Annotated in this window: 10 protein-coding genes and 1 other annotated feature (1 of these 11 cut by a window edge); of the genes, 9 read left to right on the top strand and 1 reads right to left on the bottom strand. The window is 33.5% G+C overall.

Annotated features, from left to right (window positions below; translation table 11 throughout):
* Positions 1 to 175 precede the first annotated feature (175 nt).
* The 7 genes from ACLTBU_RS04695 (at position 176) to ACLTBU_RS04665 (ending at position 9,566) form a co-directional block, all read left to right on the top strand.
* A complete protein-coding gene (locus tag ACLTBU_RS04695) occupies positions 176 to 790 on the top strand; it encodes a hypothetical protein (RefSeq protein ID WP_412217875.1) in 615 nt (204 codons plus the stop codon).
* A gap of 59 nt (positions 791 to 849) precedes the next feature.
* Positions 850 to 2,754 carry an ABC-F family ATP-binding cassette domain-containing protein gene (locus ACLTBU_RS04690; protein WP_412217872.1) on the top strand — a complete coding sequence of 635 codons (1,905 nt, stop codon included), beginning with the start codon at positions 850 to 852 and terminating at the stop codon, positions 2,752 to 2,754.
* Positions 2,755 to 2,882: 128 nt separating this feature from the next.
* Positions 2,883 to 4,631 (top strand): sensor histidine kinase, encoded by a 1,749-nt coding sequence (locus ACLTBU_RS04685; RefSeq protein ID WP_249331155.1) that lies wholly within the window; start codon positions 2,883 to 2,885, stop codon positions 4,629 to 4,631.
* On the top strand, positions 4,631 to 6,205 hold the full coding sequence (locus tag ACLTBU_RS04680; RefSeq protein WP_412217869.1) for a response regulator transcription factor: 1,575 nt from the start codon (positions 4,631 to 4,633) through the stop codon (positions 6,203 to 6,205). The genes ACLTBU_RS04685 and ACLTBU_RS04680 overlap by 1 nt, the downstream gene beginning before the upstream one ends.
* A gap of 81 nt (positions 6,206 to 6,286) precedes the next feature.
* Positions 6,287 to 7,675 (top strand): carbohydrate ABC transporter substrate-binding protein, encoded by a 1,389-nt coding sequence (locus ACLTBU_RS04675; protein ID WP_412217867.1) that lies wholly within the window; start codon positions 6,287 to 6,289, stop codon positions 7,673 to 7,675.
* Between the two features lie 114 nt (positions 7,676 to 7,789).
* Entirely contained in the window at positions 7,790 to 8,701 is a 912-nt protein-coding gene (locus tag ACLTBU_RS04670) for a carbohydrate ABC transporter permease (RefSeq protein WP_249331156.1), read from the top strand.
* Between the two features lie 13 nt (positions 8,702 to 8,714).
* The gene (locus ACLTBU_RS04665) at positions 8,715 to 9,566 is read left to right on the top strand and encodes a carbohydrate ABC transporter permease (protein WP_412217864.1); all 852 of its coding nucleotides are present in this window, start codon (positions 8,715 to 8,717) and stop codon (positions 9,564 to 9,566) included.
* Positions 9,567 to 9,624: 58 nt separating this feature from the next.
* Here ACLTBU_RS04665 and ACLTBU_RS04660 read toward each other — a convergent pair whose 3' ends face one another.
* Positions 9,625 to 10,977, bottom strand: coding sequence for a sodium-dependent transporter (locus tag ACLTBU_RS04660; protein ID WP_412217861.1), 1,353 nt, complete (start codon positions 10,975 to 10,977; stop codon positions 9,625 to 9,627).
* Positions 10,978 to 11,188: 211 nt separating this feature from the next.
* Between ACLTBU_RS04660 and rpsA the strand changes: the two genes are divergently transcribed.
* A complete protein-coding gene (gene rpsA, locus ACLTBU_RS04655; RefSeq protein WP_412217859.1) occupies positions 11,189 to 12,355 on the top strand; it encodes a 30S ribosomal protein S1 in 1,167 nt (388 codons plus the stop codon).
* A gap of 51 nt (positions 12,356 to 12,406) precedes the next feature.
* Complete coding sequence (locus ACLTBU_RS04650; RefSeq protein ID WP_412217857.1) at positions 12,407 to 13,063, top strand: HAD family hydrolase; 657 nt, start codon at positions 12,407 to 12,409, stop codon at positions 13,061 to 13,063.
* Positions 13,064 to 13,100: 37 nt separating this feature from the next.
* Positions 13,101 to 13,102 (top strand) — a binding site (T-box leader); it runs 210 nt beyond the window's last position.

Raw genomic sequence — 13,102 nt, 5'->3', positions numbered from 1 at the left:
ATATTTCAACTACTCCCTTTTAAAGTTAAAATTTAAACTATCATGTAAGCTAATATGATAATAACGATATAAATAGAATTTGTCAATAGAAATTTTTAGATGCATATTCAAAGGCTGAGATACCATAGTATATAGAATAGGATAAAGAAATCATAAAAGGTATAGGAGTAAAAGCATGCAAATTATAAAGGGTATAAGGATTTTATTAATCATTAATATGATTTATCTAATATGTACAATGCAGTGGATTCAAGTGCTTGTTGTGGCCTCTGTGCTTTTGGTAAGTTTTCTACCTGAAGCATTAAAGTTTACAACAGGTGTAGAGCTAACAAAATTTATGAATTACTTTTTTATAGTGTTTGTTCTATTGTCTCAGTGGTGTGGGACATATTTAAGAGCTTATGATGTGATCAGTTGGTGGGATCTATTATTGCATGGATTATCTGCTTTTGTAGTAGGATTAGGTGGACTTGTCATATTAAGATTATGTGATCCAGAACTTATGACTTTTAAAAATCAAAAATATGGGCTTATTAGTATTATAATATTCCTCACTATTTCATCGAGTGCAGTGTTTTGGGAAATCTTCGAATTTGTTGGAGATACTTTCTTTGGAACCAATGCACAGCTTGGAAGTTTAAGTGATACAATGGAAGATATGCTTATTTGCGTTATTATAGGAATTATTTTTTCGTTTTGGATTTATAGGAGCTTAAGAAAAGGAAAAGATAATTTTGTCACAAAACAAATGAATGAATTTATGTTGCTGAATAAAGATAAGGCAAAATAGGACTTCTATGCTATAATAAAATTAAAATTTTAGATTGACTTAAAGTGAAAGGAAATAATATGATTTTATTAGCAGCAACAGATATAAAAAAAGTCTATGGTGAAAAAATAATTTTTAATCAATTAGCATTAAGTATTCATAGTGAAGATAAAATAGGATTAATCGGGATTAATGGTACAGGAAAATCAAGTCTTCTTAAAATATTAGCAGGGCTTGAAACAGCTGACGCAGGAGAAATTACAACTTCTAATGAACTTATGATAGAATATTTGCCACAGAACCCTTATTTTGATCCTGAGGCTACAGTTATTGAACAGATTTTCAAAGGAACTTCTCGATTTATGCAGGTTCTTAAAAATTATGAAGAAGTCACAATAGCCTTAGAGAAAGAGCCAGATAATGAAGCTTTACAAGAAAAATTATTAAAACTTACAACTGAGATGGATGCAGTAGATGCATGGCAAGCAGAAAGTGAAGCGAAAGCAGTATTAACCAAACTGGGGATTAGTGAATTTAATCAGAAAGTAGGAAATTTATCAGGTGGGCAGAAAAAGCGTATCGCACTAGCAGGTGCACTCATTAGACCATGTAATCTACTTATTATGGATGAGCCTACTAACCACCTGGATAATGATACTATCGATTATTTAGAAGAAGTTCTTAAAAATAAAAAATGTGCTGTACTTATGGTAACTCATGACCGTTACTTCCTTGACCGTGTAACAAATAAAATTGTGGAACTAGAAGATGGTAAGCTCTATACGTATGAAGGTAATTATGGGACTTATCTTGAACTTAAAGCACAGAGAGAAAGCATTCAAAAGCGTATGGAAGATAAACAGAAAACCCTCTATAAGCAAGAATTAGAATGGATGCGTAAGGGAGTAGAGGCAAGAAGAACAAAGCAGAAAGCAAGACAGGAACGTTTCTACGAACTCAAAGACCAAATGCAGTTTAAGCAAAGTGATAAGATGGAGATGGGGTTTGCCACTTCAAGGCTTGGTAAAAAAGTGATAGAAATGCAAGATGTATGTAAGGCTTATGGAGATAAGGTACTTATTCGTGATTTTACGTATAACTTTATTAAAGGTGAACGTATTGGGATTATCGGTAATAATGGTTTAGGCAAATCTACCCTTTTAAATCTTATTACAGAAGAAATTAAACCAGATAGTGGGACGATTGAAATTGGGGAGACAGTACGTATTGGTTACTATAGCCAAGAAAGTAAAGGCATGGATGATACCATGCGTGTAATTGATTATGTGAAAGAACGTGGTGAATATGTAAGAGCAGAAGATGGCAGCTTTATATCAGCAAGTAAAATGCTTGAGCGTTTCTTATTCCCATCACATATGCAGTATACGCCAATTGGTAAGCTATCAGGTGGTGAAAAACGCCGACTATATTTATTAGGAGTACTGATGAATGATGTCAATGTACTTCTCTTAGATGAGCCTACTAATGATTTAGATATACAGACATTACAAATATTAGAAGATTATATCGAACAGTTTGCAGGGCCTGTTATTGCTGTTTCACATGATCGTTATTTCCTTGACCGTATTTCAGACAAGCTTTTTGTATTTGAAGGTAATGGTGTGATTCGTGATAGTGTAGGTGGTTATAGTGACTATATAGAGCACCGTAAGCAGGAAGGGCAAATCGCTACGCCAGTTAAACAAGATAATAAAGCAAAAACAGACAGTTGGAAGAAAAACAGTCAAACAAAACTTAAAATGAGCTATAACGAAAAAATGGAGTTTGAACATATCGAGGCAGATATTGAAAAGTTAGAAGCAAGTCTTGAAAATATAGAATCAGAGATGGCGAAGGAAGCAAGTAACTATAGTAAATTAAATGACTTAATAAAAGAAAAAGAACAACTAGAAAGTCAGCTTGAGCATAAAATGGAACGTTGGGAATACTTAAGTGAGCTTGATGAGAAAATCAAAAACCAATAAGCAAAAGGAAGCTATTAAGAATAGCTTCCTTTTTTAGTGCACAAAAGACAAAGTAAATTATATTTTGATAAATTATTTTATATATATTATAATGTTATAATAAATTTAAAATATAAAGAGGAATCAATATGGCTAATAAAGTTCGAATGAATTTGAGAAATATTACAATTGAAAATAGATTAATATATGCATTTTTTCTTATTGCCTTTATTTCTATTTTAATAGTTGGCCTATGTACCATGCAAATTACTTATGATGGCGTTATGAATAAAAGTACCAATTATAGTGTTCAGCTTGTGGATGCTATAGGAGATAATTTAAAGAATGAACTTAGTAATTACGAAGCCTTACTTAATGAACTTATAGTCAATAAGACAGTTCAGAAGGGTTTATATGAGTATGATCATAATACATATGTCGAGAAGGCACAATTTAAAAATCAAATTGATAAAGTTGTAATTCCGAAATTATCTTCCTATCCCTATATAAGAGATATAAAAATAGTCAATTTAAAAGATGAAGTGGTTTATCAGCATGGCTATTTACTTAATGATGAAAGTCATGTAAAAACCATGACACATGTAATCGAGCAGATGGGAGGCTTTGTCCAATGTTTTATGCAAGCCATTTATGGAGAGGAGTATGTGATTTTATCTCGAGCTATTTACTCAAGTTATACTCAAGAAAAAGTAGGCTATATCATTATGGTACTGAAAGAGGAGGCTCTTAAAAAGGTATATGAGCATATGAATTTTGGAGAAGGGTCAGGTATTTGGCTTATTGATCAGAATCAGAACATTTTATCAAGTCAGTTAGAGGAAAATACTTTCTTAAACGAAGAGATTATAAAGCAAATTAAGGGCTTTCAAAAAGATGGGAGACGTTATTTTACCATACATAAGCATTATGAACAGTTATTTGTAATTCCCACATTGATTAAACCTTATAATATACAGCTTGTCGCAACGATTCCTTATACGTATTTATTAAAAGAAGTGATGCTCATTTTAAGACAGATAGTTGTCATTATGATTCTATGTGGGCTTTTATGTATGATGATTGCAAAGAGGATCTGTAGAAGTATTATAGAGCCTCTTAAAAAATTAAAGTATTATATATCAGCCTCTATGGAGGAGAAGTTTAGAACGAATCTAGATGATGAGAGCCCAGATGAACTAGGCATGCTCAGCCGAAGTTATGTACAGATTACTAAAGAAATGCAAGAGATGATTACTGCTATCGAAAAAAATGAAAAAGAAAGAAGAGAGTTAGAACTTAATATGCTACAAGCGCAAATTAATCCTCATTTTCTTTTTAATACACTTAATTCCTTAAGGTGGATTGCTATGATGAGCAAGGCGGATAGTGTAAGCGAAGGTATTTTAGCGCTATCTTGTTTACTTAAAAATACGATTATCCAGAAAAAGGAGTATATCACCATAGAGGATGAACTAGAAAATGTAAAAAATTATATACTTATTCAGAAGCTAAGATACGGAGATTCTTTTAGACTTTTAATGGATGTAGAGAAAGGGCTTCTAAGCTGTCAAACTTTAAAGTTTATTTTGCAGCCTATTGTAGAGAATGCTATTTTACATGGTATTAAAGAAGATCAAAGTGTCTTGCAAATTCTGATCTCAATAAGAGAAGTAGGTGGACATATAATCTTTACAGTACAAGATGATGGGAAAGGCTTTGATCCTAGTATATTAGATATATCAAGAGCTAAAGATGTAAAGCTTTCTGGAATAGGTGTTGATAATGTAAGGGATAGAATTAGGTTGCATTTTGGAGAGAACTATACCACTATTATTCAAAGTGAAATAGGAAAGGGGACTATAGTAACCTTACATATACCAAAGATGGAGGGGAAATGATGTACAACGTATTGATTGTAGATGATGAGAGAATTATCCGTATTGGACTTAGATCACTTATTAATTGGGAGGAAGTAGGGTTTAAGATTATAGATGCAGTAAGTGATGGAAAGCAGGCTTTAGCGGTTATAGAAAGAGAAAAAGTTGATTTGATTTTGACAGATATTAAGATGCCTTATATGGACGGCATTACATTGGTACAGAATTTATATGAACGAGGCTTTTTGGGAGAAATTATTATGCTTACAAGTTATGGAGAATTTGAGTTTGCAAGGCAGTGTTTGCGCTACGGCGTAGGAGATTATCTGCTTAAAGGAACGCTCGTGCCGGACGAATTAATGCAGGCTGTTCTTAAGGTACAGAGAAAATTAGATGAGAAAGGTGAAAAACTCTTTGAAGAGGAGAGAGAAGATATAAATAATGAACAGGACTTAAAGGTAATAGAGCGTATTTTTAAAACAAATCATTTAGAAGGGGAAAACAACATAGAGAAAGAAAGCTTATCTATGCCTTATGTTTTTCTACTATTTAAACATGTCCAAAGTAAAGCACAGAAAGAAAAACATAGGGCCTGTACGTTAGAAGCATATAGAGAATCAATTGAAAATATTATTTCAGAGGCTGTCCCTAATCAAAGTATACCAAGATTGTTTTTCGAAGGGGAATGGGGGCTTTATTTATTTCCTAAGGGATATGTGGAACAAAAAGATGTTTTACATAGGATTAGTATGCATATCTTAAATCTTATTAAACTTTACACTAATATTAAAATAACAGGAGTTATAAGTAAGGTTATTTATACTTCTTATGATTTAAGAGAGTCCTTGAAGAAAACTCAGGATGTGGCTGAATTAAGTTTTTATAAAGGTTATGAAGAAGTGTTAGAAGAAGAAATGCATATACTTATGAAACCCTATTTAGGTAGGAGTGCTCAAATAGTAGAAGAAAGGCTTCACCAAGCTATGAATAAGGGGGATTATAGCGAAGCCAATAATTTGCTGGATATGTATATGGAAGAAATGAGGCGATCTTATGTACCAAAGGAGCAAGTAGAAGAACGACTTAATCCTTTATTACAAGGTATTATATTAGACTATAGTATTTATCTTGAAAGTGATAAAAGTAGATTAAACGAACTTGTAGAGTCCTATAGAGCCAGTACATTACTTGATGAAATGCAGGGGTTAATTAAAGAACTTATTTATATGATTTGTACTTTAATTTTACAAATTAAAAATAAAAATTATCGACGTGAAATAGTAGAGATTATGGATTATATAGAACAGCATATTACGGAGAAAATTACACTAAATTCTATAGCAAATCAAATTAATATGAATGAAAGTTATATCAGTAGATTATTTAAAAGTGAAACAGGTATGAATATTATTCAATACATTAATGTAAGTAAAATGGAAAAGGCCAAAGAACTTTTGAAAGAGAAGAATATGATTGTAAAGGACGTGGCTTATGCTTTAGGGTTTGAAGAACAGTCTTATTTTAATAGAATGTTCAATAAGTACTTTGGGGTTAATCCTAAAGAGTATAAAAAATATACAAATTTGAGTCAATAATGTTCATGTTAATTCTGAAAATTGTTTAATATAATAAAAACAAGGAAAGATACTATAGAAAGTTTAGAGGGGGAATTAATAGTGAAAAGAAAACTTATTGCAGCTTTAATGACTACAGCACTTATGGGTTCAGTATTTACAGGATGTGCTCAAGGTGACGTGGAACAAGCTCCAGAAACTGGAGAACAACCAGTAGCTGAGAAGCCAGCTGATGAGCAAAAAGAAGAACCAGCAACAAGTGAAGAAAAACAAACTTTAGATGTAGCAGTATTTGAGGGTGGATATGGACGTGCTTACTGGGATGCAGTGGCAGAGGCATTTGAAAAACAAAATCCTAATGTAGATGTTGTCATTAATGCGAACCCTGAAATTGGTGAAATCATTCGCCCAGATTTATTATCAGGTAATGCACCAGATTTTATTTATTTACCAACAACGAATAAATCAGGTGTAACGAATGCACTTATTAAAGACAAACTTTTAGCAGATATTAGTGATGTTTTTGAAGATCCAGCTATTAAAGATAAAATTTTACCAGGTTTTATAGATAATGTTGCAACCAGTCCTTATGGAGATGGTAAAGTCTATTTAGCACCACTTTACTACTCTACAACAGGTCTTTTCTATAATAAAACAGTATTTGAACAAAATGGTTGGGAAGTGCCTGTGACATGGGATGATTTCTATGCATTAGGAGATAAAGCAAAAGAAAAAGGCCGTGCACTTATTACATACCAAGGTCTTGCACCAGGGTATATGGAAGCTATGCTTATTCCAGCTATGGTAGCTTCGGTAGGACCAGAAAACTTCGAAAAAGCACTTAACTATGAAGATGGTGCTTGGGAACAAGAAGGTATTGTAAAAGCAATGGAACAAGTTGCTAAAATGTCTACCAATAATTATTTAATGGAAGGTACTGTGGCCCTTAGCCATACACAAGCACAACAACAATGGTTAAAAGGAGATGCACTCTTTATTCCTTGTGGTAGCTGGCTTGAAGGTGAGATGGCAGAATCACCAAGAGAAGATGGATTTGAATGGGGATTTACAGCCCCACCAGTTATGAATGCAGAGGATACTAAATATGTATTCACTACATTTGAAGAAATGTTTATTCCAGCTGATTCAGATCAAATTGACCTTGCAAAAGAGTTCTTAAAATTCCAATACAGTGATGAAGCAGTAGCACTTAATGCTGAAAAAGCAAAAGGTATCCCACCAGTAAAAGGTGCAGCAGAACAACTTAAACAATATGTATCTGGTGCAACTTATGAAACTTATAAATTATTCGATCAAGGTTATGAACCAACAATCGTAAGATTTGCAAGTGTTCAAGGGACAGAACTTGATCCAAGAACAGAACTCTTCAATCAAGTAGCACCTGTAGTAAGTGGTGAAATGTCAGCAGCTGAGTGGGCAGCTTATATGGAAAATATCTCTGACTCGGTAAGAGATTATGTTGTAAAATAATCGCTTTCATAGATTGTATAAAAAGGAGAGGGCTAGAGAACTGTGACCTCTCCTTTTTTGTATCTAACAGAGCATGAGAACAAACTGTAAAAATAGGAATAGGAGGGGAAGTCGATGACCAATTTAAAAAAATATATGCCAAAGAAACAGCAGACCAGAAGAAATATAGCAATCACTGTATCTTTGCTGCCTGCGTTAGCTCTGTATGCATTATTTGTAATTTATCCAACTTTTAATGTGTTTCGCACATCTATGTACCAATGGAGTGGTTTATCTAAACAAAAAACTTTTATTGGTTTTGAAAATTTTATAAGGCTTTTTAATGACACCAAGTTTTGGACTGCACTTCAAAATACGATTTTTTTACTTATCTTTTGTACAGCTATAACAATGATTCTAGCCTTGTTTTTTGCGGCAGCCTTAACACAATCTAAACTTAAAGAGAAAAACTTTTACCGTGTACTTTTCTTCTTTCCCAATGTACTTTCTATTGTTGTAATAGGTGTACTCTTTAGTAATATTTATGAACCTAATATGGGGATTTTAAACTCTTTATTAAGAGGTATAGGACTTAATCACTTAGCTCAACCTTGGTTAGGGAGTGGTAAAACTGTTTTATGGGCTATAGGTGTTGCCATGATTTGGCAAGCTGTTGGATACTATATGGTTATGTACATGGCAGGGATGGATGGTATTTCGCCAGAACTCTATGAAGCAGCGGATATTGATGGGGCATCTAAGTTTGTACAGTTTTTTAAGATTACTATTCCGATGATCTGGGGAATCTTACGTGTTACTTTAGTCTTCTTCATTACTTCAACACTCAACATGAGTTTCCTATTTGTTAATGTTATGACAGATGGTGCACCAAACGGTAGTTCAGAAGTACTGCTCACGTATATGTATAGGCAGGCCTTTACAAATGCAAACTTTGGTTATGCCATGGCTATTGCAGTTATTATCTTTATTGTTGCTTTTGCACTAGCGATTATTAGTAATATTTTAACAAAAAAGAATGATGCGTAAAGGAGGAAGCATAATGAAAGGCAGACATCCCAAAAATATTCGTAGATTGATTGGTAATACTTCCCTTAGGATGGTTCTAATTTTAACCAGTTTAATTGTTGTTTTGCCAATTCTATGGGTAATCTATACATCTTTTAAAACAAGTGCAGAGTTCCTCAATAATCCTTGGGCACTGCCAAGTTCACTTAACTGGTCGAACTATGCTAATGCGATTAGTAAAGCCAACATGGGGGATTATTTTATGAATTCCATAGGGGTTACACTTGGGTCATTAGGGTTACTCTTTGTATTAATTGTACCCGCAGCTTATGCACTTTCAAGGTTTAAATTTAAATTTTCTAAAGGCATTACAATGCTCTTTATGGCAGGTCTTTTTATTAACTGTAACTATATTGTTGTGCCTATTTTTATGATCTTAAAAGATATGGGACTCCTTAATAATTTATTTGTACTGTGTATTGTATATGCAGCGACAACAATGCCTTTTAATATTTATTTGCTTACAGGGTTTATGCAAGGTATTGCAAAAGAATATGAAGAAGCTGCACAGATTGATGGGTGTGGTTATTGGGGGACTTTATTTAGAGTTATTATTCCTATGTCTAAACCAGGATTTGTAACAATTGGCGTATTTGCTTTTATGTCTTATTGGAATGAATATATATTAGCTTTAACTGTATTAAAACCAGATCATTACACACTACCAGTAGGGCTTAAAAACCTTATGGAAGTTCAGAAGTTTGCTACAGATTGGGGCGCTATGTTTGCAGGACTTGTTATTGTTATGATGCCAACTATGGTATTCTATGCACTTGTACAAAAGAAATTAACATCTGGCTTAAGCCTTGGTGGTTTAAAAGGATAAGAAAAAATAATATTAAAACAAGGGCTATTCATAATATTATGAATAGCCCTTGTTTTAATTAAAGAGAAGTAATAATAAGTGCTAAAATGATAGGAGGAATAACCCATTTAAGGAGGGTAAAGAAGATTGGACCTTCCATGTTGCTTTTGTAAAGGCCTTCACTTGTAAGTTCATGCTCCATATTTTTGTATTTCCAGAACCAAGTTGCAATAACAGCAGTTAAAGCACCTGTTAATGGAATTGTAATATTATTTGTAATAGCATCAAGGAAACCAAAAATCGTGCTGCCATTTAAAGTAACATGTGACCAAGGGCCTTCACCTAAGATGTTAATAAGTGAGCCTACTAAAATAGCTATTACAACGATTACAGTAGCTTTATGTCTTGAAATATGAAGTTTCTCTAAAAGACAAGTAATAATAATTTCAAAGATAGAAATCATAGATGTAATAGAAGCTACAATAACCAGTAAGAAGAAGAGTGCACCAAACCATCTTCCACCTGGCATTTGAGCAAACACTTGTGGTAATGCTTCAAAAAGAAGAGATGGACCGGCTGCAGGAGAACCACCGTATGTAAATACTGCAGGGAAGATAAGAAGCCCTGAGAAAATAGCAATAAGTGTATCTGCAATAACAACTTGTCTTGAAATAGCACGAAGGTTCTCGGTTTTTGGTACATAGCTACCATAAGTGACAAGAAGTCCCATTCCTAAGCTTAATGAGAAGAAAGCTTGTCCAATAGCAGAAATAATAGTACCTGGTGTTAAAGCACTAAAATCAGGTTTAAATAAGAAGTTTACTGCTACAGTAAATCCATCTAAAGTCATAGAGTAACCAATAAGGACGATAAAGATCACAAATAGAAGTGGCATAAGTACTTTAGAGTATTTTTCTACGCCATCTTTAATACCTGAGAAATTGATAAAGCCTGTTGCAAGAACAGCTATGACCATACCAATGATTGGCCATACTGCATTTTGATTCATTGTTTTAAATACTGTCTCGAAATGAGTAGCAAGTTCTACATTTGGTGTAATTGTATAAAGTTCACCTGTAATCGAAATGATGAAGTAATAAATTACCCATCCTGCAATCATAGCATAAAAAGTTGCTACAAGGAAAACTGTTCCAACAGCGAGGTAACCCACTATATTTAAAAATTTCTTCCCTGTAATTTTGCCAAAAGCGTCAATAGCATTAGAACAGCCGCGTCTACCTAGCGCAAATTCTGTATAAAGAAGAGGGTATCCCATAAGGAGTACCGCTATCAGATAAACAAAAATAAAGGCTCCCCCACCATTTTGACCAGCCATGTAAGGGAATTTCCAAATGTTCCCTAGGCCGATTGCAGAGCCAGCAGCTGCTGCAATGATTCCTAACTTACTTGAAAAATTGTCGCGTTCGTTCAAAATCTCCACCTACTTTCTTGTATTGCCTAATATAACGTGAATAAGAGTAGATTATATAGAAATATAAATTATACATCAATATAAAAATCTTAATTTGTAATAGTAAGTTTATTCTAAATTAATAATCTGCTGTGTGTATATAAAATTCAGGCTATATTTTTATCCTCAAAATGTGTATAATAAAATCATATGGTAAAAAGGAGGAATTATAATGGAAGACAATAACTTAACTATGGCGGATTTTATGGATGAAATAGAAAAATCAATGGTACGTATTCGTAAAGGTGATATTAAAACAGCAAAAGTTGTATCGATTGAAGATGCAGGGCTTATCACCAATATTGGTTCTCATGCAGATGCGATTGTACCATGGAATGAATATAGTTATGAAGAAGTGAAAATGGAAGATGTACAAGTTGGTGATACTTTCGATGTACTTGTTTTAAATACAGATGACGGAGATGGTAATATTATTGTTTCTAAAAAACGTGCTGAGGCAGAAGTAGCATTAGAAAATATTGAACGGCTTTACAAAAATCATGAACACTTTGTAGTTAAAGTAAAAGAAGTTGTAAAAGGTGGGGTTATTGCAAACCTTCAAGGTATGCGTGCTTTCATTCCTGGTTCTCAAATTACAGATGTTTATGTAGAAGATTTAAATGAGTTTGTAGGTAAAGAAATTGAAGTAGAAATTATCGAGTTTAATCCTAAAAACAAAAAACTTGTTCTTTCAGGTAAGGCTATTGCAAAGGCTAAAACACAGCAAGCTAAAAAAGAACGTTTTGATTCTATTATAGAGGGCGAAAAATATACAGGTACAGTGACAAAACTTATGCCATATGGTGCATTTGTTAACATTGGTGGTGTAGAAGGTCTTGTTCATAATACAGATCTTTCATGGACACGTATTAAACATCCTTCAGATGTTGTTAAAGAAGGGGACAAGCTTAATGTAACTGTTCTGAGCATAGATAAAGAAAAAGGTAAAATTGCTCTTGGTGCTAAAGATGTAGCGATGGATCCTTGGTTCTTAGAAACAGCAAACCTTGAAAAAGGACAAGTTGTAAAAGGTAAAGTTGTGAAATTTATGAACTTTGGTGCGTTTGTATCTCTTAGTGAAAATGTAGAAGGTCTTCTTCATGTTTCTCAAATTACAGAGAAACGTATTTCAAAACCAGAAGAAGCATTAGAGATTGGTCAAGAAGTTAAGGTAAAAATTACACAACTTGATAAAGTAAATAAAAAAATTGGTTTAAGCATGACAGAAGTAGAAGAAGAGATCGATCCTTCTATGATGGCATATATGAACGAAGAAGAGGAAAGCATCTCAACTATGGGTGATGTTTTAGGAAATGCTTTTAAAGATTTATTTAAATAGAATGATTAAAAGAGTGCCTAATGGGCACTCTTTTGTATGTGGAGGCAAGGGATGTTACAAGATACGAGAGTAATTATTTTGGATATAGATGGAACGCTTTTAAACTCTGTTTATTTTAATGTGGAAAATATGAACAATACTTTGGAGCACTTTGATTATGTTTATCGTGTGAGTGAGGAGCGTGTAAGGGGCTATTTAGGTTGCACAGCAGAAGAGTATTATAAAGGGGTATTGGATGAGAGTTGTGTAGAGAGATGGGAAGAAATTAGAGCTTATAATAGGGCGCATATGGCAGAAGCTATGGCAGCCTATGGTAAGGAATTTGAAGGTGTAGAGAATACTTTTTCTATACTTCATAAGAGAGGTTATAAACTTGTACTCTATAGTAACTGTTCAAGAGCTTATATGGAGTCAGCACTTGATGTACTAGGTATTAGAAATTATGTAGATTATGCGGAGTGTGTTAAAGATAATGGATTAGCTAAACCACAACTTTTAGCGAAAATACTTAAGATGTATGAGGGATGTAAGGGTGTGGTTGTAGGTGACCGTATTCATGATATAGAAGCAGCACATTGGAATCATATACCTTGTATAGCTGCTTTGTATGGATTTGGTCAGGAAGAAGAGATGAAAGAAGCAGACTATACACTTTATAGCATAAAAGAATTACCAGCTCTACTTGACAAAGAAAAGGCTCATGCATAAAATAATAAGTAAATGTCACATAAAGTAAACGTCATAGAA

The sequence above is a fragment of the Zhenhengia sp. genome (assembly GCF_046966505.1).
GTDB lineage: Bacteria > Bacillota > Clostridia > Lachnospirales > Cellulosilyticaceae > Zhenhengia > Zhenhengia yiwuensis.
This window is presented reverse-complemented; position numbering and strand designations above follow the sequence as displayed.